The 22002-nt window shown below is 68.5% G+C and carries 23 protein-coding genes and 2 pseudogenes; 11 read left to right on the forward strand and 14 right to left on the reverse strand.

Going from position 1 to position 22002, the window contains the following annotated elements; translation table 11 throughout:
* The 6 genes and pseudogenes from BLQ77_RS28850 to BLQ77_RS17855 all read left to right on the forward strand — a co-directional run.
* Positions 1-478 (forward strand): annotated as a pseudogene (locus tag BLQ77_RS28850) (hypothetical protein); the annotation flags it as partial.
* A gap of 9 nt (positions 479-487) precedes the next feature.
* The gene (locus tag BLQ77_RS17835) at positions 488-1288 is read left to right on the forward strand and encodes a LamG-like jellyroll fold domain-containing protein (RefSeq protein ID WP_089961666.1); all 801 of its coding nucleotides are present in this window, start codon (positions 488-490) and stop codon (positions 1286-1288) included.
* Between the two features lie 193 nt (positions 1289-1481).
* A complete protein-coding gene (locus BLQ77_RS17840) occupies positions 1482-2087 on the forward strand; it encodes a hypothetical protein (protein ID WP_089961668.1) in 606 nt (201 codons plus the stop codon).
* A gap of 353 nt (positions 2088-2440) precedes the next feature.
* Positions 2441-3232, forward strand: coding sequence for a lysozyme (locus BLQ77_RS17845; RefSeq protein WP_089961669.1), 792 nt, complete (start codon positions 2441-2443; stop codon positions 3230-3232).
* Between the two features lie 40 nt (positions 3233-3272).
* The gene (locus BLQ77_RS17850) at positions 3273-3482 is read left to right on the forward strand and encodes a hypothetical protein (protein WP_089961672.1); all 210 of its coding nucleotides are present in this window, start codon (positions 3273-3275) and stop codon (positions 3480-3482) included.
* Positions 3442-3879, forward strand: coding sequence for a hypothetical protein (locus BLQ77_RS17855; protein ID WP_131822034.1), 438 nt, complete (start codon positions 3442-3444; stop codon positions 3877-3879). Before BLQ77_RS17850 ends, BLQ77_RS17855 begins: the two co-directional genes overlap by 41 nt.
* A 1-nt stretch (position 3880) precedes the next feature.
* On the opposite strand, the gene BLQ77_RS17860 is transcribed toward BLQ77_RS17855, so the two are convergent.
* The 4 genes from BLQ77_RS17860 to BLQ77_RS17875 all read right to left on the reverse strand — a co-directional run bounded on the left by BLQ77_RS17860 (position 3881) and on the right by BLQ77_RS17875 (position 9205).
* The gene (locus BLQ77_RS17860) at positions 3881-6253 is read right to left on the reverse strand and encodes an arylsulfatase (protein ID WP_089961678.1); all 2373 of its coding nucleotides are present in this window, start codon (positions 6251-6253) and stop codon (positions 3881-3883) included.
* A 381-nt stretch (positions 6254-6634) separates the two neighbouring features.
* Positions 6635-6919, reverse strand: coding sequence for a hypothetical protein (locus tag BLQ77_RS28465; RefSeq protein WP_131822035.1), 285 nt, complete (start codon positions 6917-6919; stop codon positions 6635-6637).
* Between the two features lie 90 nt (positions 6920-7009).
* Entirely contained in the window at positions 7010-8086 is a 1077-nt protein-coding gene (locus tag BLQ77_RS17870; RefSeq protein ID WP_089961683.1) for a hypothetical protein, read from the reverse strand.
* A gap of 222 nt (positions 8087-8308) precedes the next feature.
* Positions 8309-9205 carry a LysR family transcriptional regulator gene (locus tag BLQ77_RS17875; protein ID WP_089961685.1) on the reverse strand — a complete coding sequence of 299 codons (897 nt, stop codon included), beginning with the start codon at positions 9203-9205 and terminating at the stop codon, positions 8309-8311.
* Positions 9206-9357: 152 nt separating this feature from the next.
* On the opposite strand from BLQ77_RS17875, the gene BLQ77_RS17880 reads away from it, so the two are divergent.
* The 4 genes and pseudogenes from BLQ77_RS17880 to BLQ77_RS17890 form a co-directional block, all read left to right on the forward strand.
* Positions 9358-9762 carry a DoxX family protein gene (locus BLQ77_RS17880; RefSeq protein ID WP_008884750.1) on the forward strand — a complete coding sequence of 135 codons (405 nt, stop codon included), beginning with the start codon at positions 9358-9360 and terminating at the stop codon, positions 9760-9762.
* Between the two features lie 87 nt (positions 9763-9849).
* Positions 9850-10671, forward strand: a complete 822-nt coding sequence (ygiD, locus tag BLQ77_RS17885) for a 4,5-DOPA-extradiol-dioxygenase (protein ID WP_089961687.1) — start codon at positions 9850-9852, stop codon at positions 10669-10671.
* A 27-nt stretch (positions 10672-10698) separates the two neighbouring features.
* On the forward strand, positions 10699-10878 hold the full coding sequence (locus BLQ77_RS29430; protein WP_242661769.1) for a hypothetical protein: 180 nt from the start codon (positions 10699-10701) through the stop codon (positions 10876-10878).
* A gap of 12 nt (positions 10879-10890) precedes the next feature.
* Positions 10891-11451: pseudogene (locus BLQ77_RS17890) on the forward strand (glutathione S-transferase family protein); the annotation flags it as partial.
* Between the two features lie 295 nt (positions 11452-11746).
* Here BLQ77_RS17890 and hmuQ read toward each other — a convergent pair.
* From hmuQ to BLQ77_RS17915, 5 genes are read right to left on the reverse strand one after another with little or no spacing between them, the layout of a single operon-like run.
* The gene (gene hmuQ, locus BLQ77_RS17895) at positions 11747-12067 is read right to left on the reverse strand and encodes a heme-degrading protein HmuQ (RefSeq protein WP_008884917.1); all 321 of its coding nucleotides are present in this window, start codon (positions 12065-12067) and stop codon (positions 11747-11749) included.
* Between the two features lie 18 nt (positions 12068-12085).
* Positions 12086-12874 (reverse strand): heme ABC transporter ATP-binding protein, encoded by a 789-nt coding sequence (locus tag BLQ77_RS17900; protein WP_089961688.1) that lies wholly within the window; start codon positions 12872-12874, stop codon positions 12086-12088.
* A complete protein-coding gene (locus tag BLQ77_RS17905) occupies positions 12874-13950 on the reverse strand; it encodes a FecCD family ABC transporter permease (RefSeq protein ID WP_089961691.1) in 1077 nt (358 codons plus the stop codon). The genes BLQ77_RS17900 and BLQ77_RS17905 overlap by 1 nt, the downstream gene beginning before the upstream one ends.
* Before the next feature lie 3 nt (positions 13951-13953).
* On the reverse strand, positions 13954-14832 hold the full coding sequence (locus BLQ77_RS17910; protein ID WP_089961693.1) for a heme/hemin ABC transporter substrate-binding protein: 879 nt from the start codon (positions 14830-14832) through the stop codon (positions 13954-13956).
* Positions 14829-15878 carry a hemin-degrading factor gene (locus BLQ77_RS17915; protein WP_089961696.1) on the reverse strand — a complete coding sequence of 350 codons (1050 nt, stop codon included), beginning with the start codon at positions 15876-15878 and terminating at the stop codon, positions 14829-14831. The genes BLQ77_RS17910 and BLQ77_RS17915 overlap by 4 nt, the downstream gene beginning before the upstream one ends.
* A 206-nt stretch (positions 15879-16084) precedes the next feature.
* Here BLQ77_RS17915 and BLQ77_RS17920 point away from each other — a divergent pair, with 206 nt between their 5' ends.
* On the forward strand, positions 16085-18148 hold the full coding sequence (locus BLQ77_RS17920) for a TonB-dependent receptor domain-containing protein (RefSeq protein ID WP_089961699.1): 2064 nt from the start codon (positions 16085-16087) through the stop codon (positions 18146-18148).
* 839 nt (positions 18149-18987) lie between these two features.
* Here BLQ77_RS17920 and BLQ77_RS17925 read toward each other — a convergent pair.
* The 5 genes from BLQ77_RS17925 to BLQ77_RS17945 are packed head-to-tail and all read right to left on the reverse strand — an operon-like array spanning position 18988 to position 21883.
* Entirely contained in the window at positions 18988-20016 is a 1029-nt protein-coding gene (locus BLQ77_RS17925) for an energy transducer TonB (RefSeq protein ID WP_089961702.1), read from the reverse strand.
* On the reverse strand, positions 20013-20402 hold the full coding sequence (locus BLQ77_RS17930) for an ExbD/TolR family protein (RefSeq protein WP_089961705.1): 390 nt from the start codon (positions 20400-20402) through the stop codon (positions 20013-20015). The genes BLQ77_RS17925 and BLQ77_RS17930 overlap by 4 nt, the downstream gene beginning before the upstream one ends.
* Positions 20402-20794 (reverse strand): biopolymer transporter ExbD, encoded by a 393-nt coding sequence (locus BLQ77_RS17935; protein WP_278184709.1) that lies wholly within the window; start codon positions 20792-20794, stop codon positions 20402-20404. The genes BLQ77_RS17930 and BLQ77_RS17935 overlap by 1 nt, the downstream gene beginning before the upstream one ends.
* Positions 20787-21443 (reverse strand): MotA/TolQ/ExbB proton channel family protein, encoded by a 657-nt coding sequence (locus BLQ77_RS17940; protein ID WP_008886333.1) that lies wholly within the window; start codon positions 21441-21443, stop codon positions 20787-20789. The genes BLQ77_RS17935 and BLQ77_RS17940 overlap by 8 nt, the downstream gene beginning before the upstream one ends.
* Positions 21440-21883, reverse strand: coding sequence for a hypothetical protein (locus BLQ77_RS17945; RefSeq protein WP_089961708.1), 444 nt, complete (start codon positions 21881-21883; stop codon positions 21440-21442). The genes BLQ77_RS17940 and BLQ77_RS17945 overlap by 4 nt, the downstream gene beginning before the upstream one ends.
* Positions 21884-22002: the final 119 nt, after the last annotated feature.

The raw sequence follows: 22002 nt of genomic DNA on the forward strand, positions 1-22002 counted from the left end.
CATGAAGGAGCTGAACCTGCGTGCCGACGAGTTCATCGTCACCGGCAAGGGGCCGGCGGCGGAGGCCTTCGCGCGGATCGGGCTCGGGGCGGCGGGTCTCGAGCGCAAGCTCGAGGCGCCCGAGGCGCTGCTGCTCGAGATCATCGGGCGCATGGAGGATCTCGACCGCGCCGCGCAGATCCGGGTGGCCGACGAGATCTTCGGCGGCACCGGCGGCGAGCGCTTCGTCGAGCTGCTGGCGCGCGGCGAGGACGGCATGCGCGCGATGATGCAGGAGGCTCGCGAGATGGGGCTGGTGATGGAGGCCGAGCTGGTCGCCAACCCCCGCGTCGACTACGCGCTCTCCGGCGTGGACAGCGCCTCGGGCGGGCCGACCTCCGGTCCGCGCGGCTGCCTGCGCGACAGCCGGGCTGGCACGATCTCCTCCGGCGCGCCGGCGCACCGCTACTGCCCCGCCTTCACCCTTCCGATCACCTGAGGATCCGCCATGACGATCACCCGATACACCCAGCTCGGCGCCGCCACGATGGCGCGCCCCTCGGCCTCGCCGGTCACCATCAATTCCACGCTCTCGAAGATCGCCTCGGTGGGCGGGCTGCTGGCCTACCTCGACCCGGGGCAGGTGGCCGAGAGCATCGCGCCGCTCTCGCTCAAGGAGCTGGTCTCGCGCAACCACCGCTTCAACGCTGCGACCACGGGCGAGAGCCCGACCGCCACGACGTTGGGTGGTCTCGCGGCCTATGACTACGACGGCGCCAACGACGCGCTGGACCTCATCAACATCGACAGCGGTGGCAACGTGAACATTCTGCCGCTCGGCGCGAGCTACTCGGTGATCCTCGCGGCGCAGCCCGACGCGCTCTCCGGCGCCCGGTCGCTGTTCGGCGGGGTCGCGGGCAGCGGCACCTGGGCGCGGCTCGACGTCAACTCGAACGGCGCTCTGGCGGGCTACCACGGCGGCGGTGCGGGGATTCCGCAGACGGTTCCCGGGCGCATCACCGCCGGGGCAACGCATCTCTGCGCGCTGAGCTTCGACGCGGCGGCAAACACGCTGGCGGTCTACGCCAACGGGCTGATCGGCAGCACCGTGCAGAGCGGCCCCGCGGCGCTGACCAACCGCACGCTGCAGCTCGGCAACCACGCGGCCTCGGGCTTCCAGCAGTTCGACGGCAAGATCGGCGACGTCATCGTCTTCGACTGGGCGATGCAGGCGGCGGAGAACGCCCTGCGGCGCCAGATCGTGCACGAGGCCCTCGCCGCGAAATGGGGCGTCACCCTGCTGGGGTAAGGCGCCAGCGCTGGTCCGGACTTCACTGAAGATGAGGCCACCGGTTCTGCACGGGCTTGCGCATGCCGGTGGCCGCCACAGGGCGCACAAAGGGTGAGCCCCCTGTGGCAGAGCACGATCTGGTGCGTTCGACGTGCCCGGCAAATCACGAGTTTGAACAGTACAGACCGGGGTGGAAATGGGAGACAGAAACATGACCGGCGACGAGTTCCCGAAGTCCAGAAGCGGCCGGGTGATCGAACTGGGAAAGATCATGGGCGCCATCGCTGCCATCTTCGGCGCCACCAGCTTGATATGGGGGATGACCTTCGGGCCGCTGCGCGAGGGCTACCTGATGATAGGCGACTTCGTGGACCGCTTCGCGCGCCTCGAGGTCACCGTCTCCGAGCTGCAGCAGGATGTGGCGCGGGCCAATGGCGAGGACCGGGTCATCCGGCAGATTCAGGGCCAGAGCTACATCCGCGAGCCGGTGAAGCAGGGCGACAACGTGGTGATGACCATGGTGGCGGCGCGCACGAAGCTCGGGGTCGACTGTCGCCTCACCGACTGGACGCCGATATTTACTGACGAGCTCAACATCCCGACGCCGGGGCAGCGGCTGAACGCGGGACGTGCGCCCCGGCAGCTCAGCGACGACACGCAGACGCTGCGCATCGAGATGATCCCTCCGGCCATCCTCCGGCCCGGGCGGATCACGGTCTACCTGACGCTGACCTACCAGTGCCCGACCGAGAACGGCACGACCACCGTCCAGGACCGCACGGACACGTTGGCCTATCAGCTCTTGTCTGCCGGGTGAGGGACGGGCGCAGCCACTAGATAGGGAACTTGGCGCCGAAGGGTTGGCGGCTTCAGCGCCTGGCTGAACCCGCTCGTCGACTTCAAGCGATCACGGGCTCCGGCGCAACCCTGCAAGTTGTGTCAGCTGGCCTTGGCCTATCTCGGCCTGGGGGTGGCGCGGCAAATAACGGGCGCAGCGAAATAAGTGTGGTCGGGCGAGACATCGTGAGTGGTGGCCGCGCTGCGCCCGCAACCCTGAGTATACACGAAATCTGAAACCGAGAATTACATTTCTTTAGTCGACGCTGCCGAAACAGCGTCCCGTCTCTGACCGCCCCGCCTCGTGCGGGGCTTTTTCATGGGAGAATCTCAATGAAGCTTATCGCCAACTGGCGCGACGTCGCGAAGAAGAGCCACAGCATGTGGGCCTTCTACCTGAGCCTCGTCTTCCTGCTGCTGCCGGAAGCGCTCTATTACTTCCTCGCCCTCGATACGAACCCGCACCTCTGGTTTTGGCTCGGCGTCGCCTTCCTCGTCTACGGGATCTGGGGCCGCCTGAAAGATCAGGGCATCGACCGGACCACGCTCAGGAGCCCGCTCTACGTCGTCCTTCTGGCGGCGATCATCGCGGGGGGAGGCGTCTTCCTGACCGGCGAGCGCCCGCACCGGCCCGCCAATGTCCCGCGGCTCTCGCAGGCAGGGCCGGAACAGCTCTTCCTCCAGGAGGCGATTCCGCTGGTCTCGAAGTGGGAGGGGCTCAGGACCGAGGCCTACCTCGACACCATCGCGAGCCCGCCGGTCTGGACCGTGTGTTATGGCGAGACCGTCGGCGTGAAGGCGGGGGACCGCTACAGCGCGGACGAGTGCGCGGCCATGCTCGGCCGCCGGATCCTCGTCTATCGCTCCGGCCTGCACCGGTACATGTCACCCGAGACGCTGGCGCGGCGGATGCCGCCAACGCGGGACGCGGCGTACACCTCGCTCGCCTACAACGTCGGGGTGGCCGGGGCAGGGAAGAGCACGGCGACCAGGCGCCTGAACGCCGGGGACATCCGCGGCGGCTGCGAGGCGCTGACCTGGTGGAACAAGGCCGGTGGCCGCGTGATCCGCGGGTTGGTGAACCGCCGTGCAGAGGAGCAGGCCAAGTGCCTGATCGGCGCATGAGCTCGCTCATGGTGGCATCCCGCAGCGCGAGGATGGGCTGATGGGCCGATTCTGGTTCGGCATCCCGGACGTGGCGAAGACCATCCTGTTCTTCACCGGCTTCGCGCTGGTCTGCGGCTTCGCGGGCTGGCTCATCCGCGGCGGCTGCGACGAGGCCGCGAACCTCGAGGCCTGCCGCGAGCGCACCAAGATCGAAAAGGAGATCCGCCGTGAAAGCGATGATGATTTGCTGCGTGGCATTACTGAGTAGCTGTGCCGTGCCGGGCGACTTCTGCGAGGTCGTGACCGGCGAGAAGCGTTTCGACCCGGCGACCGGCGCCGCGATGATCCGCACGGATCGCGAGGACGTGGTGCAGATCCGGGTCGAAAACGACTACTGGCTGGCGCGCTGTCAGGTGTCAGACAAAAGCGACTTTACTGTCAGGTCGCTGACCCATTTCGCCTTTACCAAGGAAAAGCCGTCGTTCGCGCCACATGCAGGAAAGGTCGGGAGTGAGCCCAAACTCCTCATTGGCGAGAACGCGTTCTCCCGAATAATTTCTGTGGCGCAGCAAGGATGTCCTCTTGCCCTGTCCCGCGCTACGCGCGGAACTCACAGGCAGGAGCGCGACAGGCCGGTTGCCCGTCCCGCCGCGGCCCGAATGTGACCTACTGCAGTTCGACGGTTACCTGCTTGATCGTGCCGGTGAATGCGAATGGCGCAGCTTCCCTGTAGGCGGGAGTGACCGTTGCACCGAGGTCCATTCCAATGTCCAGCGTCTCTGTTGCGGAGTAGCGGGACGGCACGACCTTCTCCACGTTTCCGGTTGCAACCTCGGCACCGTCCACGAGAAGCGTCGCCGTGCCGCCTGTAACCTCCTTCCCGGCCTCAAAAGGAAGCTGTTCATAGATCATCGTCACGGTGTGCTCACCTGCTTCCAGCGGCGTCTCTCCCGCAACCCGGTAGAGCTCCTTGCCGAAAAAGTTGAACTCATAGACCGGCACCCCGTCCTCGAGATACAGCGTGTATCCGGCCGCTGACCCACCGTTCGCGATCATCACGCCGCTTGCGCCTCCCTCGGGCACCTCGATTTCGGCGGTGATCGTATGGGAGCGCTGATAGGCCGGAGCCGCGCTGCCTTCGGGTATGCGGACCGTGCCCGGCGCATAGGTGAAGACGTTGCGACCGCGGGTCACGGACGGGCGTTCGGGGTTTCTTGCGCGATCAGAGAAGCGATCGTCGAGCGGGTAGACCTGGAACTTCTGGGCCTCTTCGTCGAACATCGCCTGAAGCTCGGCGAGCTTCTCGGGGTTCTCGGCGGCAACGTCATGTGCCTCAGAGAAATCTTCCTCGATGTTGTAGAGCTCCCAGGTGTTGTTGTCGAAACCGACCGAGCCGGTCAGCTCCCAGGGTGCGCCGTGGAACGACGCGGCGACCCAGCCATCATGATAGAGCGCGCGATGCCCTCCGGTCTCGAAGTACTGCGTGTGCCGTGTCCCGGGGGCCTCGGCGTCGGCAAAGGTGTAGTCCATGCTCACGCCTGCCATGGGCGTCTGCTCGGTGCCGTTGACCACTTCGGGCTCGGGAATGCCCACCGCTTCGAGGATCGTCGGGGCGATGTCCACGACGTGATGGAACTGCGTCCGGATGCCACCGGTGTCGGTGATCTGCGCGGGCCAGCTGATGACCATGCCATTTCGGGTCCCCCCGAAATGCGAGGGCACGCGCTTCATCCACTGGAACGGCGACGAACCTGCCCAGGCCCAGCCCACAGGGTAGTGATTTTCATGTAGCGGGCCGCCGATCTCGTCCATCACGGGCAGCTGCGCTTCGACCGTGTCGGGTACGCCGTTCTGGGTCATCATATTGTTCAGAGTGCCGGTGATGCTGCCCTCGGCGCTCGGGCCGTTGTCGCCCGCAATGAGGATGATCAGCGTATTGTCGGCACCGGGCATGGTGCGGACCTTCTCGATGAGGCGCCCGATTTCATAATCGGTCTGCGCCAGGAAGCCGGCAAAGACCTCCTGGTGCTTGCTGAAGAGTTTTTGTGCATCTGCGTCCAGGGCGTCCCAGGCCCGGATCTCCTCCGGTCGCGGCGTGAGGTCCGTATCCTCGGGGACGACGCCGATATCCTTCTGCCGGGCCAGTGTCTCTTCGCGGACCGCGTCCCAGCCCTGGTCGAACTGGCCGGCGAACTTGTCGATCCATTCCTGGCTGACATGCAGCGGGGCATGCACCGCGCCCGGCGCAAAATACATGAAGTAGGGCTTGTCGGGCGCGATGGACTGCTGGCGATCGAGCCAAGCGACCGCGTCATCCACCAGATCGACGTTGAGGTTGTAGCCTTGCTCCGGGGTGGTCTCCGGCTCCACAGGAATCGTGTTGCGGAACAGCTGCGGATCCCACTGGCTGGTCTCACCGCCCTGGAAACCGTACCAGTATTCAAAGCCCAGCCCGGTGGGCCAGTGATCAAATGGCCCCATGGGAGAGGTCTCCCAATCCGGCGTATTGTGCCACTTGCCGAAAGCCGAGGTCGAATAGCCGTGATCCTTGAGGATCTCCGCGATGGTCGCGGTAGAGCGCGGCCAGATGCTGTCGTAGCCGGGATAGCCGGTGGAGAGCTCGGTGATCGTGCCAAAACCGCTTTGATGATGATTGCGCCCGGTCAGCAGGGCCGCCCGCGTCGGCGAGCAGATTGCGGTGGTGTGGAACCGCGTATAACGCAGGCCATCTTCTGCAAGGGCATCCATCGCCGGGGTCGGAACCGGCCCCCCGAATGTGCCTGGCTGGCCGAACCCAAGGTCGTCGATCAGCACGACCAGGACGTTGGGCGCCCCTTCGGGCGGTGTCACCGGCTGCGGATAATCCTGCGTCGAGCCTTCGAAGGTCTTGGTGATGACCCCGTTGAATGGTGCCGGCGGCAGCGGCAGGACCGAGCCGCCCCGGGGCGCATCTTGCGCGCTGACCGTTGAAGCAGACGTGATGAACAGGAGGGCAGCGCCTTCTCGAAGCGCACGCCTGAAGTGGAACCGCTGGGTCATAGACTTCCCTCAGTAATCACTGAATCAATCTTGATGCTAGGTTAACACACAATTCATGCGTGCAAATAGGCCTCTTTCACTCGCGCAATTCGGAGCGAAGCTGCGGTCACGAGGTGACCCAGCACCTGCCGGACCTCCCGCCGGGGGCTGTGGACCCTACCGGCTGAACGCTCTCGGATGCGGCGCTGGCGCGGCTGCCATGCTCGGCCTGTGGGGGGCGGGCGGCCCGAAGAGGTGCGGTTCGGGTGGAGCCATGGGGGCGGGGGAGCCTGGTGCGCTTTTAGGCAGTCTTCTGCGATAGCGTACTGGCGGCAGCTGCGGTCCCGGGAAAACTCACAAAATCAGTCAAGATGACCTTGCGTCATCTTTGGGTCTATTGTTTCAAGCCGCCAGCGGCTCATGCCGCGTTTTGTGATTTTTCGGTAACCAAAGAACAGGTGCTCGACCACTATGCGGCTCGATCAACAGAGATACTTCCACTGCAAACACTGTAGTCACAAACTCCGCTTCGGGCGCCGCGAATGCGGTGCCTGTTACCAGCACACGCCGGTCTACAACCGGTTCATCTTCTGGCTGGTGCTGGTCCTGCTGCTCACGGTCAGCCCACTCGCTTCGTTGGTCGTCGCTGCGGTATAGCTGCTCAATAGGATGCTGCGAACGTTTCAAGATTCACGATCCGTTCTCGCTTTGTTCGTTGAAACGTGAGAGGCTAAGAAGCTGTATCCTATCGAGTTTTCGAACTCTGGTACGACAGCATCAGCGGAAACCCAGTGCGCGGCGCAGCCGCATCATCGGCGAGGTCTCGTCTGCCGCGCGGCGCGCGATCTCGTCCAGAACCGCCTTCTTGCGGGTGGCATCCACGGTGCAGACATCGCGCACGTCGCGCAGTGCGGCGTGGCGGCGCTCGGCCTCGTCGCGGGGCATGGCGGTGGCGTCGATCTCGGGGAAGGAGATACCGTGGGTCTCCGCCAGCCAGTCGAGATCGGTGCAGCGCGCCTCGATCACCTCGTGCAGCCCGTTGCGGAGCACCGGCTTCGACTGGCCGGGCACGGCGGCGTCGGCGGTGCGCACCAGCCACTTGTAGCGCTGCGGGCGGCGGTCGTAGTGACGATGCGGGGATTTCTGCGTGCCGCGGAAATACTGCTGCAGGATCTCCATGGCCTCGGGGCTCGCGGTCTCGTTCTCGGCGTAGCTGCGACGGTCGAAGGCCCCGGGATCGGTCATCGGCAGGAAGTGCGTGATGAAGTCGGTCACCACGTCGCCGCCGGTCAGCGCCTCGCGCGCGTAGCGGCGGCAGATTACCTCGCCCGGGCCCTTCGAGGCCCAGGGCTCGAGCACGTCGCGGAAGCGGCTGGCCGAGGGCAGCTCGAACTCGGGGCGCTTCTTCAGGTCCTGCTGTGCGGCGGACAGGAAGTAGGAGGCGGGCGCGCGCAGGTAGGCCATCACCCGGATGTTGGCGAATTGCGGCTTCAGGATACCGTTCATGCGGGCGAAGGCGGCGTCGGTGAAGGGGCGGAACTGGTTCTCGCAGCTCAGCACCACCAGCGAGGGCGAACGCTTGGCGATGCGCTCTTCGAGCCGGGCCCAGAGATCGGCACCGGCTTCCTCGGCCTTCTTCTGCTCGCGCGCGGCGTTCACGTAGCCCGGCATGTTGCCCTTGGGCAGGCGGCTCAGGTGGGCGAAGATCTGCTGGTGGTTGGCGTGGCGCTCGGCCTCGCCCACGACGACGCCTGCCGCCTCGAGCATCTTGCGGTTGGCCACGAGCGCGTGCTGGATCGAGCTCGAGCCGGTCTTGCCGTGGCCGATGTGGATCAGGAGGTCGGGTTTCTTCATGGGGATCCTGTAGAGCTTCAGCACATCTCTCTAGAGCGTTTGGGGACGGACCGGAAACGCTTTCCGCGGCCTCATTCCTGGGTCGGGCACCGCGATCGTGACCCGGCGCGTCGGGTGAGTCTTGCACATCTAGTCGCGTGGTCTTGCACATCTAGGGGCTCGTGCGCGCTCGCGCCATGGGGGGCCGCGGCATGGGCGGGCGGGCGCCGGTGCGCGCGTCTGTCAGGCCATGCCGGAGCTGCGCATGTCCTCGACCGCGAAGTCGATGAGCGCCCGGGTCTTGCGCGGCAGCGTCCGGCCCTCGAGCCAGACCGCGGCGATGGGGCGGGCGGGGCTGTCGTAGCCGGGCAGCAGGGGCACCAGCCGGCCGGCCTCGATATCATCGCCCAGCACGAAGACCGGGCAATAGGCCACGCCGTCGCCCGCCACCGCCAGATCGCGCGCCACCTGCGCGCTGTTCACCATGAAGCGCGTCGGCACCCGCACCGTGGTGGTGTCGCCGTCGCGCAGAAAGCGCCAGCGGGCGGGGTCGGAGCGGTTGGTGTCGACGATGCAGAGATGGCTTGCAAGATCCTCGGGCGTGGCGGGCGCGGGGTGGCGGGCGAGGTAGTCGGGACTCGCCACCAGCCGCGAGCGGATGGCACCGAGCTTGCGGCGCTTCAGCGACGACAGCGCGGGCTCGCCGATGCGGAAGCCCAGGTCGATGCCATCGGCGGCAAGGTCGACATAGGCATCGCTGAGCCGCAGGTCGATGGTCAGCTCCGGGTGCGGTGCGGCGAAGCGCGACAGCAGGTCCTTGACGTATTTCTCGCCGAATGTGACCGGCGCCGAGACCCTGAGCGTGCCGGTGAAGCCGCGCCCGTCCTCGGTCACCTCGGCCAGCATCTCGTCGAGTTCGTCCAGCAGCGCGGGCGCCCGCGCCAGCAGCGCCTCGCCCGAGGCGGTGACGCCCACCTTGCGCGTGGTGCGCTGCAGCAGCCGCACGCCCAGCCGCCGCTCGAGCTCGGCCACGTATTTCGAGGTCAGCCGGTTCGAGATCCCCAGCCGCTCGGCGGCGCCGGTGAACGAGCCGGTCTCGGCGGTGGCGACGAAGGCGCGCAGGCCGTCGATCATGTCCATGCGATCATTACGAACGAAATGTGGATTGTCATTCCACATCATCTCCATTTCATTCCTTTCCCGCAAGGCGCATCTTGGGCCTATCAAAACACACACCGCCACCGGGGACGCCACGACGCGCCGGTGCCGGACCTGACCGAAGGACCACCACCATGATCGACGTGAAATCCGCGCCCTATGCCGCGCTCCTGCTCCGCGTCTGCACCGGCGCGCTTTTCGTGACGCACGGGCTTACCAAGCTCTTCGTCTTCACCCCCGCCGGCACCATGGGCTTTTTCGAGAGCCTCGGCCTGCCGGGCTGGCTCGGCCTTGCCACCATGCTCTTCGAGATCGTGGGCGGCGCGGCGCTGATCCTCGGCGTCGCCACCCGCCTCGTGGCGCTGGTCGCCGTCCCGGTGCTGCTGGGCGCCGCGATCACCGCCCACTGGAGCAACGGCTTCGGCTTCTCGAACGCCGGCGGCGGCTGGGAATACCCGGTGATGTGGGCCGCCGTGATGGCCGCGCTCGCCCTGCTCGGCGACGGCGCGCTCGCGTTCTGGCCGCTCAAGCGCGGCTGAGCGCCCGCACCTATTAACGGGTGCCGCCGTGCCGCATGATCGGCATGGCGCCGCGCCCGACGCAACCCATTCCAGGGGAGATCCGCCATGAGCATCTCGCAACAACTGCAGAAACTGAAAGACGGCCTGAAGGCCTCGGACCGCATGCCGGTGGTCTTCCTTGGCCACGGCAGCCCGATGAACGCCATCGAGGACAACCCCTACGCGCGCAGCTGGGCCAGGCTCGGCCAGACGCTGCCGCGCCCGCAGGCGATCCTCGTGGTCTCGGCGCACTGGATGACCAGGGGCTCGACGCTGGTCAGCGTGACCGCGCGCCCCGAGACGATCCACGATTTCTACGGCTTCCCGCAGGAGCTGTTCCAGCAGCAGTACCCGGCGCCCGGCGCGCCCGGGCTCGCCGCCGAGGTGGTGTCGATCCTCGCCAGCCACCACGCCGAGGGCGACGACACCTGGGGGCTCGATCACGGCGCCTGGTCGGTGCTGAAGTTCCTCTATCCGGGGGCCGACGTGCGGGTGTTCCAGCTCTCGATCGACATGCGTGCCGACCTGCCGGAACACGTGGCCATCGGCGAGGCGCTGCGCGGCCTGCGCAGTCGCGGCGTGCTGATCCTGGGATCCGGCAACGTGGTGCACAACCTGCGCGAAGTGCGCTGGGGCGGCGGGCCCGCCCATGACTGGGCCGAGGAGTTCGACACGTTCTTCGCCGACCGGCTGGGGCAGGGCGACATCGCCGCGCTCAGCGACCGCGCCGGCATGGGCCGGCTCTTCAATATGGCGCACCCGAGCTTCGACCACTACCTGCCGGCGCTCACCGTCGCCGGGGCGGCCGATGCGAAGGACCGGCTGATCTTCATGAACGACAGCATCGACCTGGGATCGGTCTCGATGCGCAGCTTCGTCTACTACTGAGATACAAGGACCGGGAAGGCCCCCGACATGCTCGTGACAGGTATATCGACGACGGACTGGCAACCGGTGCAGAAGGCCGAAGAGAAGGGCCGCTTCGTGCGCCAGGACTCGTCCTTCCGCAACCGGATCACCCGGGACGGGGCGCCGGGCCACTCACCGGTGAGGGCGGCTTTCCCGCCGAGGCCGGGCGCTACCGGCATCGCCTGAACCTGCCCCCGGGCGTCGCGCACGCTGATGGCCCGCGCCCTGAAGGGGCTCGAGGAGATCATCCCGGCTGCCGTGGTGAACCCCGCACCGGGCGCGCAGGGCTGGGAATTCTGCGGCCACCCGGGCGCCGGGGAAGATCCGCTGCACTGGGCCGCCTACCTGCACGAGCTCTACACCCGCGCCGACAGGCAGTTCACCGGCCGCGCCACGGTGCCGGTGCTTTGGGACATGAAGCGCGACGTGATGGTCAACAACGAAAGCGCTGACATCCTGCGCATGTTCGACACCGCCTTCGAGGGGCTGGTGCCCTCGGACCTGCGGCTCTGCCCCGAGGACCTTGCCGCCGGGATCGACGCGCTCAACCCGCGGATCTCGGCCTGCATGGCGCGCATCCTCGCGCGGCCCGGGGTGCGGGCGACGGTCAACATGGATCACATCACGCGGGGGTACTACGCCATCAAGGCGCTGCACCCAACGCGGATCCGGCCAATTGGCCCCGCGCATTTGGGGCGCTGTTGCGGGGGTGACCTTGGGGACCTTGCCGGGGGCGCTTTGTGGAGGGGGCGGGAGTGAGGGGCCAGCCCCTCACACTCCCCGGAGTTTAGGGGCAAGATGAAGGGCGGACGCGGCGCTGGGGCGTCTGGCCGCGTGCTTTTTGATTTCGGGCTGTGGGGCTCGCGGGTGGCGGGGCGTTTTTTGGCTTTGGAGCGTGGCCGGGTGTAGGGGGCGCACGCGGGCTGGTGTGTCGGCGGGTTGTGGGGCGCCGGGGCCATGTGCCGGGTGCGGGGAGGTGGGGCCGGTTCGGGGTGAAGGTGCTGGCGTATTGGTTGAGGGGCAGGGCGCCGGGGGACGTCCTGCCCCTTTTTCGTCATGCGGGCTGGGTGATCTTCTGGATTGCCCGGAAGCCTTCGAAACGGGGGGCGCCGCTGTGCAGCTTGCGGGTCTCGCCGGCGCGGGAATGGGCGGCGCGGAAGCTGTCGCTGCGGGTCCAGTCGCGGAAGTGCTCCTCGCTCTCCCACACGGTGTGCGAGGCGTAGAGGATGGTGCCGTCCTCCTCGGGGCCCTTCAGCATATGGAACTCCACGAAGCCGGGGTTCTCGTGCAGCTTGCTTTCGCGGCCGAGCCAGAGTTCCTCGAACTCGGCGGCGTTCTCGAGCGGGACGGTGAAGCGGTTCATTGCGAGATACATCTGTGGTCCTTTCTGGGGTCACTCCGCCGCGAGCGAGGCGGGGTGGGGGAGGATGAAGGGCGTGCCGGGCGGCGGCGCCAGGCCCACGCGCAGCGTGCAGCCGTAGGCGCGGGAGAGAGTCTCGGAGGACATTACCCCGGAGACGGGCCCCGCGGCCAGCACGTGTCCGCCGGAGAGAAGCGCCACGTGGTCGGCGAACATGGCGGTGAGGTTGAGGTCGTGCATCACGGTCACCACGCCGCCGCCGTCATCGGCGAAATCGCGGGCGATCTGCATGACCGCGAGCTGGTGGGCGATGTCGAGCGCCGAGACCGGCTCGTCGAGGAAGAGCCAGCGCGGCCCGTCCTCGTCGGCGGCGGCGCCGACCTGCGCCAGCACGCGGGCGAGCTGGGCGCGTTGCTGTTCGCCGCCCGAGAGCGACTGGTAGGGGCGTCCGGCATGGTGGCCGAGGTCGACCCGGGCCAGCGCCTGCAGCGCGGCGCGGCGGTCGTGGCCGGCGCGGCCGCGCGAGAGCCCGATCTCGACCACCTCGAGCACGGTGAAGGGGAAGGCCAGCGCCGAAGCCTGCGGCAGCACGCCCCGGATCGCCGCCAGCTCCCACGGGGCCAGCCCGTCGAGATCGTGGCCGTTGAGCGTGATCCGCCCGCCGTGCGGCAGGTCGCCGGTCAGGGCCTTGAGCAGCGTGGTCTTGCCCGAACCGTTGGGGCCGCAGATGGCGGTGACCTTGCCGGGCGCGGCGTCGAAGTCGACGCGGTGCAGGACCTCGGTGCGGCCGAGCCGGACGGTGATGTCGTGCGCGTGCACCATCAGAGGTCCACCACGCCGCGCTGCCGGAGCAGGATCCACAGGAAGACCGGCGCGCCCAGCACCGCGGTGACGATGCCGATGGGCAGCTCCGCCGGGGCCACGACGACGCGGCTGATCATGTCCGCCACCAGCAGCAGCGCGGCGCCCAGAAGCGCCGCGTTGATCAGCAGCGCCCGGTGGTCGGGGCCGGAGGCGAGGCGCAGCAGGTGCGGCACCACGATGCCGATGAAGCCGATGCCACCCGAGACCGCCACGGCGGCGCCGGTGGCGGCGGCGACGCAGAGGATGGAGAGCCGCTTCATGCGCTGCACGGGGATGCCGATGTGGGCGGCGGTGGCCTCGCCGAGCGCCAGCGCGTTCAGGGCGCGGCCCAGCAGCACCGCGCCCGCGAGCGAGACGGCGATCACCGGCAGCGCCACCGCGAGCTTGGTCCAGCTCGCACCGGCAAGCGAGCCGAGGCCCCAGAAGGTGAGGTCGCGCAGCTGCGCGTCGTCGGCCATGTAGACCAGCACGCCCGAGACCGCGCCGGTCAGTGCCCCAAGCGCGATGCCGGCAAGCAGCATCGTCGCCACCGAAGTGTGACCGCGCCGGGTCGCGACGCGGTAGAGCAGCAGCGTGGTGACCCAGCCGCCGAGGAAGGCCGCGACCGGCACGAGGTAGGGCCCCGGCAGGACGGCCAGTGCCGGCGGCAGCAGCCCGCCCAGCACGATGGCGAGGATCGCGCCGAGCCCCGCGCCCGCGCTCACCCCGACGATGCCGGGATCGGCCAGCGGGTTGCGGAAGAGCCCCTGCATCACCGCGCCCGAGACCGCCAGCGCCGCGCCCACCGCGAGCCCCATGGCAAGGCGCGGCAGGCGGATGTCCAGCAGCACAACGCGCTCCATGGCGCTGAGTTCGTCGCCGCGCAGGAGCTTTCCCGCGACGTCCCAGAGTTGCACGCCGGTGGCGCCCACGGTGAGGCTCGTCAGCGCCACGACCACGAGCAGCAGCGCCAGCAGCCCGTGCAGGCGCCGGGCCCGGCTCAGCCTGTCGGGCGGCGCGGGGGTGGCGAGGGTCGGATCGGTGAGAGCGACCACGGCTCAGGACCCGTAGAGCGCGGCGGCAAGTTCGCTCACCGCCGCGCCGGTGCGGGGGCCGAAGCCCAGCAGCTTGAGCCCGTCCATCTGGACCAGCGACCGGCTCTCCGCCGCCGGGGTCACCGCCAGCGCGGGCAGGGCGAAGAGTTCTTCGGCGCTGGCGCCATGGTCGCCGCCGCGGTCCATCATCAGGATCACGTCGGGGGCGGCGGCGGCGGCGGCCTCGTCCGAAAGCGGCTTGTAGCCGGTCACGCCCTCGAGCGCGTTGACGCCGCCCGCCATGGCGATGATCGCCGCGGCGCCGGTGTCGTCGCCCGCGCCCATCAGCCGGCCGCCCTGCGCCGAGAGCACGAAGAGCACGCGCTTGGGGGCACCGCCGTGTTCCTGCGCGCGGGCCTTGGCGGTCTCGATCTGCCCGGTGACCTGCCGGGCCAGCGCCTCGGCCTCGTCCGGCACTTCGAGCGCGTCGCCCACGGCGCGGATCTTGGCGGCGACGCTTTCGGCGTCGAAGCCGCCGGGCACGGTGATGAAGGGGATGGCGGCCTCTTCCAGCACCCCGAGCGTCTCGGGCGGGCCGGCGCCTTCCTCGGAGAGAATCAGGTCGGGACTGACCGAGAGCACGCCCTCGGGCGAGAGCGCGCGCATGTAGCCGACGTCCGGAAGGGCCTGAGCCTCGGGCGGGAAGGTCGAGGTGGTGTCGCGGGCGATCAGCCGGTGCTGCTGGCCGAGCGCATAGACGATCTCGGTCACCGAGCCGCCGATGGCGAGCGTGTCGGCCTCGCCGCGCGCGGCCTGTGCGGGCAGGATCGCCGCGCCGAGCCCGCCGAGCGCGAGATAGGCGGCGGAGGAGAGGGTAAGGGCCAGGACGGAGCGGCGGTTCATGCGGTGACCTCCTCGGCCGAGGGCAGGGCGTCCACGATCTCGCGCCACGCCGGGCGGTGGTCGTTGCCGTCCTTGCCGACGCCGAAGCACTGGAAGATCAGCCCGCCTTCGGCGTCGAAGGCCTCGACCGAGACCGCGGCGCCGCGTTGCGTGGGTTTCTCGACCGCCCAGAGCTCGGCCACCTTGTCGCGGCGCAGGTGCAGGTTGAAGCCCGGGTCCATGACGTTCTGCCACGGCCCCATCGGGCGCAGCGTGCGGATCGGGCCCGAGTGGATCTGGATGCAGCCGCGGTTGCCGACGAAGAGCATGATCGCGGTCTCGCGGTCGCGTACGGTCTCGAGCATCTGATCGACGCAGCCCGGATCGAGCCGCCGGGCAAAGGGCGCGCCGGCGATGCGGTAGGCGCCGAGCCGGTTCATCCGCAGCTTCGAGCACAGCCGCAGGAACTGGTGGGTGTCGGTCAGCCGCGCCCATTCCTTGCGCAGGATGTCGAGCTTTGCAGGGTCGGACTTCGGCGCCTCGACCGGTTCGCGCGGGGCGACGTCGAGCGTGTCCGCGGTCTCGCCGGTGGCCAGCGCCTCCCTGGCGGCGACCCATGCGGCAAGGTCGGACCCGGCGCGGAGGTGGATCTTGTGCACCGCGTCGCCGGCGGCGTCGAACACCTGCAGGCTGCGGCGGAGGCCGTGCTCGCCCTCGTGCTCGACCATGAAGCCGTGCACCCAGTGTTTGGGGAAGATCCGCAGGTCGATCTCGTCAGCCAGCACCATCGCGGCATGCGGTCCGGGGTGGTAGTTGGCGTAGGTGCCGACCTTCTCGTGCACCGCGGCCTCGACCCGGGTCAGCGCCATGACCTCGCCCATGCGCTCGGCGGCGTGGATGACGACGTCGGGATGGGCGGTGATGCGGATCACGCCATGCCCGGTCTGGGCGGCGAGAAGCTGGGCTTCGGAGATCTTCAGGCGGTCCGCGAGGTCGCGGCTGCGGGCGGCACCGGCCTCGGTGAGGGCGGCGCGAATCTCGTTCGGGGTGGGCGTGCGGGTTGTCATGACACCTGTCCGGTTCTTCAGCATGTGAGGAAAGAACGACGGCTGGCGCTTGTGACGGCTGGCAAGTCCTTGTTGACTGTTTTACTAAGATAATGTACCGGCTGCAAGTATCAAACCCGAAGGTGCTGCGGAAATGCGCCTTACCGTGGTTTCAGCCAGCCCCAGGCCAGCGATCAAGAAAAACGCTGACAGAGGGACAACACCCCATGACTCGCAAAATGCTGCGCGGCTCCACCGCGTTGTTTGTGGCGCTGTGCGCCATCCCCGCCCTGCCTGCCGTGGCGCAGGAAGGCACCACCGCCGGCACCGGCTCGCAGGACGCCGTCTCGCGCGGCTTCCTCGGCACGCTCTGGATGACCCCGGGCAAGCGCGACCTGAGCCTCGGCAGCGCCGTGTCGCGCACCACGATCGACGCCGAGGAGATCGCCGACCGGCAGGCCGGCACCATCGCCGAGCTGCTCGACACCATCCCCAGCGTGACGCTGATCAACGGCTCCACACCGCAGGGCTCGGGCATCAACATCCGCGGCTATGGCGCCAACTCGACCTACGGCAACGATCAGAAGATCGCGATCCAGATCGACGGCGCCTCGGTTGGCTCGGAAGAGCTCTACCGCATCGGCACCCAGCTCTTCACCGACCCGCTGCTGTTCCGCGAGGTCGAGGTGCTGCGCGGCACCATCGGCAGCTTCGAATACGGCTCGGGCATCGTCGGCGGCGTCGTCCGGCTCGAGACCAAGGACGCCTCGGATTTCACCGGCGGTGTGCCCGGTTTGCGCATCGGCCAGACGCTCGAGTTCAGCTCGAACACCGCCGGGGCCACCAGCTCGACCACGCTGGCATGGCAGCCCGACGACCGGGCGGAGTTCCTTCTCAACTACACCTGGCGCCAGCAGGACGACCAGATCGACGGCGACGGCGACGTGATCGGCAACAGCGAGTTCGAGACGCCGTCGTGGCTCGCCAAGGGCAAGTACACCTTCGGGCAGGACGACGACCACTCGATCAGCCTGTCGTTCTCGCGCACCACGGCGGACGAGAAGGACGTGCCCTATGACACCTTCTCGACCACCGCCGGCAGCTTCGGCAACGTCGACCGCACCACCGAGACCCAGCAGGCGACGCTGCAATACGGCTACAACCCGGTCAGCGACCTCGTCGACCTGACCGCGACGCTCTCCTATGCCGACCAGAAGATCGACTACAGCTACGTGCCGGGCTCCTCGCCGCTCGAGGTCACGCCGACCTGGCCGTTCCTCGAGGCGACGGTCAACGCCAAGCAGCGCTACGAGACCACAAAGCTCGTGGTGAAGAACGAGGCGCGCTTCCTGACCGGCGGGGTGGCGCATTCGCTGCGCACCGGGGCCGAGGTCTCGCGCCGGGTGCGCAAGGACAACGACGCCTCCAGCGCCCCGGGCGGCGAGGACAACCGCGTGGCGCTCTTCGTCATCGACGAGATGACCGCGGGCGGGTTCACCATCACCCCGGCGCTGCGCTGGGAGAAATCAAAGGTCGAGAGCGCCGAGAATTACGGCGACTACGAAAACGACGCGCTGATGGGCGGGCTGGCGCTCGCCTATGAGTTCGACAACGGGCTCTCGGTCTTCGGAAGTTATGCCTACACCGAGGGCCTGCCGATCATCGACGATCTCGGTTCCGCCGCAATCAACGACTGGCGCATGAGCACCACCGAAAAGGCCGAGACCTGGGAGATCGGCGCCTCCTGGGCCGGCACCGACGTGCTGTCTGCGGGCGACAATTTCTCGGTGCGCGGCAACTACTACAGCACGAAGATGTGGGACGTGACCAGCTACAGCGCCTCGGGCTCGACTACCGAGAACCTGAGCCGCATCGAGACCGAGGGCTTCGAGATCGAGGCCTCCTACGGGCTTTCCAACGGTGTCTATTTCGACCTGCAGGGCTCGACCGGGCAGGGCACGGAATATGCCGACGGCGTGCCGGATACCGACTGGCGGAACCAGCCTGCCACCACCGTCGGCCTGACGCTTGGTCGCAAGTGGGGAGAGTGGCTCGACACCAGCTGGGAGGTGCGTCATACGGCGGATGCGCGCGATGCTCTGCTCGAGGATCTGCCGGATTACACGGTGCACAACCTGCGTGCCACGTGGAAGCCCCAGAACGGGGCACTCGAGGGCACCGAAGTGCGGTTCGGCCTCGAGAATGCCTTCGACCTCGACTACACGGGCAACCTGTCGTCCCGCAAGGCGCCGGGCCGGACCTACAAGCTGGGCATCACAAAGGTCTTCTGAACCCGTCGGGTTCCCTCACGACGGCGACCGAGGAAGGCGCTCCCCGCAGAACGCGGGGGGCGCCTTTTTCATGTCCGGAGGGAGAAGCGGCGCGTGATGGCGGGGGGTCGGAGGGGGAAGTGTGCGAGGTGGGTGGGGAGCCGGCCTGCGGGATGACGTGAGAGGCCGCGCGAGGTGCGGTATTGGAATTCCCCGCGGGTGCGGGAGCGGTAGTGCGCGAGGGGGCGCCGGAAGATGGCCCCCGGGGTCGACAGCGGCGTCTGGCGAGACTGGCCGTTCGGACTGCTGGGCGGGCGATGACGAGTGACCCGACCACCGAAGGGGCACGGCACTGCACGACTGACCGGCGCGACACCCCCTATATCGGAGCGATGTCCGAGCTCCGCCCCGGAGCCCGGACATCGCTCCGATATAGGGATATGGTCCTGCTCCGACCCAGTCACACGACATCGCGCCGGGATGCAAATACGGCGACGCTCGGGTCTGGCGACGCAGCAAGGCTCCGCCCCGGAGCGCGGCAAAGCTATGGCCCGGACACAGAGCAAGGCTCTGACCCGGTGAAGCGGCGACGTTCGGCCCCCAGGCGCGACGCCGCTCTGACACGGAAAGACTGCAACGCTCGGCGCTACAGAGACAGCAAGGGTCCGCCCCGCAGTGACCGCAAAGCTTAGCCCCGCAGACACAGGCCAGGATTCGACCCACAGACACCGCGAAGCTCCAACCCACAGACACCGCGAAGCTCCAACCCGCAGACACCGCGAAGCTCCAACCCGCAGACACGAAAAAGGCGCGCCGGGGCGCGCCTTTTTCGGTCGTGAGGGCTGCTCGGGGCAGGGCCGTCAGCGGGCCTTGATCTGCACCGAGAAGCTGCGTTGCGCCCCTGCCGGCGGGGCCGGGAAGGGGGCGGCGCGCTGCACCACCCGCAGCGCCGCGCTGTCGAGCGCCGACGAGCCCGAGCTGCGCGCCACCGACGCCCCGGCGAGCCCGCCGTTGGTGCCGATCCGGAATGCCACCACCGTGGCGCCGCGCACGTTCAAAGACGGCCGCGGCACCCGCGAGAGCTTGCGCATCACCTGGCCCGGGTAGTTGCTCGCCGCGGCATTGCCCGCCTGCTGCGAGCGCCCGCCGGCGCCGCTGCGGGTCGCCGTCGCGGTCTCGCTGCCCGCTTCCTGCCCGGCATTGGCATTGCGCTCGGCGTTGCCCTGAGGCGCGGCCTGCGGTTGCCGGCGCTCGGGTTTGGCCTGCGTGGTGCGGGTCTGGCGCTGCGGTTCCGGCCGGGGCTCGGGCTCCGGCCTGGTCCTGGCGAGGTTCTCGGGCCGCTCGACCGGGCGCGGCGAGCTTGCCAGCGCTTTGGTCGTCGGCTCGGGCGTCTCTTCCTCCTCGGCCTCGAGGGTTTCCTCGGGCGGCGGCGGGGTCAGCTCCTCGGGCGGTTCGACCTCGGCAGTTTCCTCGGGCGGGGCCAGCGCCACGATGGCGTCCTCGGCGGGCGCGTCCGGCACCGGCAGCGGCGCCTCGGCGGTGAGCGGCGTCTCGGGCACCGGCTCCGCCTGCTGCGGCGTCACCGGCCGGGCCGGCTCGGGCTGCACCGTTTCCACCGGCTCGGCGGGCGTGGGGTCCACCGGCTCCACCGGGGTCAGCGCCGCCTCTTCGACGGGCTCCACCTCGGTCGTCTCTTCCGGCGTCTCGGCCGAGAGCGTGCCCGCGGCCATGTCGGCAAAGCTCGAGCCCAGCCGCGCCTCGGCGGCCCCGTCCGAGCCTTCGATCTCGACCGGCGGACCGTCGGGCATCAGGGCCAGCGCCAGCGCGCCATGGGCGCTGAAGGCCAGCAGCAGCGCCAGCACCTTGCGCATTCGCGATTGCGCGATCATTCCAGCCCCCTTTCACTGACGATGACGACGCGCTCGGCACCGCCGCTGCGCAGGGCGCGGGCCAGTGCGACAAGATCCTCGGCGGGCAGCTCTCGGTCGGGGATCAGCCGCACCACGGCCAGCCCCTCTTCGCCGCGCGCCTCGAGAAAGGCCTCGGGCGTGGCGATGTCCTGCCCGGCAAGGCTCATGCGCCCGTCGGGATGCACCACCAGCGCGTCGGCCGGGGGCGAGGTGGACTCGAGGTCGCTGGTGTTCACCAGCTTCAGCGCGCTGTCGATGGGCTGCGCCAGCGTGCCCGCCACCAGGAAGAAGATCAGCATCAGGAACACGATGTTGATCAGCGCGATGGTGTTCTCGCGTTCGGGTTTGGGCGGTCTCGCGCGCATCACGATGCTCCCAGGATGGCCAGGGCGAAGCCCGGTACGCCGCGCAGCACCACCAGCAGGTCGGTCAGCCGCTGGGCGCTCACCCCCGGCTGCAGCGACACGATGAGCGGCTGCGGCTCCTCGTCTTCGGCTCCGGCGCGGCGCTCGGCCAGCGCCTCGGGCAGCGCCTCGAGCGCCAGCTCGGCGCTGTTGAGCCGCGCCGTCTCGGGCCCGAGCTGCAGGAACAGCGGCCGCGCCGTCGAACTGGTCGCCGCCCCGGCACCGCCGGCGGTCAGCTCGACCTCGGCGAACTTGCTGAAGGTCGAGCTCAGCATGAAGAAGAGCAGGAGCAGGAAGATGACGTCGATCAGCGACGTCATCGACAGCTTGCGCCTGCGCCGGACCTTACGCATGGGCCGGGGCCCCGTCGGCGGCGCGCAGGGCAGCGGCCTGGCCGCCCGAGGGCGAGAGGGCGCTGCGGATGCACCTCTCGGCGAGCACGCGCTCGGCCTCCATGCGGCTCTCGAACCAGCTCAGGATCAGCGAGGTCGGCATGGCGACCGCAAGGCCCACGGCGGTGGTCAGCAGCGCCACCCAGATGCCGCCGGCAAGGATCGACGGATCGACCTGGCTGCCCGCGTCCTGCAGCGCCTGGAAGGCCGAGATCATGCCGAGGACGGTGCCGAAGAGACCCAGCAGCGGCGACAGCTGCGCCACCGAATCGAGGAACCGAAAGCCGCTCTCGAGCCGGGCGAAACGGGTCTCGGCCTCGGCCTCGAGCCGGCCCGCGTCGCAGCGCCCGGTGAAGGCCAGCGCGATCACTGGCTTGAGGTAGCTCCTGGAATGCGCGAGTTCGCCCGCGGCGGTGCCACGGTCGCCCTTGTCCCAGGCCTCGACCGCGAGACGCAGCGCCTTGTGACGCCCGACGCCGGCCGCCTGGAACTGCCAGAGCTTGTAGAGCACCACAGCCAGCGTCAGCACCGACAGCACGATGAGCAGCAGCACGACCGGGCCGCCAAGATCCGCGATGCGGATCACGAGGGATTTGAGGCTGTCGATCATCCCAGCATCTCCACGTCGGTGCGGCTGCTCAGGGTCAGGCCGCGGGTACAGGCATCGGCGCCGAGTGCCCCCGCCTCGCAGGTGCTCGCACCGTTGATGAGGATCTGGCCGAGCGCGTCGCATTGCGCGCCGGGTACCACGAACTGGCGCAGCCGCGGCTTGCCCGCGGGCAGGGTGCCGAAATCGAAGAGGGTCAGCCGCTCGACCTGGCCGTTGGCGTCGAAGAGGACGGTCTCGTAGACCGCCTTGGCGATGTCGCCACCGGCGCCGTTCCTGGCAAGGAAGCTGAGCTTGCAGCCGGCCTCGACCTGCTCCTGGGCGTTAAGTTCAATGGTCAGCGAACCCGTCTCGGCATCCTGCGCAGAGAGAGCAGCCGGCAGCAGCGCCAGCGCTGCGACAAGCAGGGCGGACAGGGAAGGGCGGGGGATGGCACGGGGCACCGTCACCTCCTTGGAAGGGTGGTAAATGACATGATCCGCTGGCAGTGCCCCGCGGGCAATTCGCTGGCAGGACAGGACGAACGCCGAAAGAGTCACCACAGCGGGCGGAAAAGTGCAAT

The sequence above is a fragment of the Salipiger thiooxidans genome (genome assembly GCF_900102075.1).
In the GTDB taxonomy this organism is placed as follows: Bacteria; Pseudomonadota; Alphaproteobacteria; order Rhodobacterales; family Rhodobacteraceae; genus Salipiger; species Salipiger thiooxidans.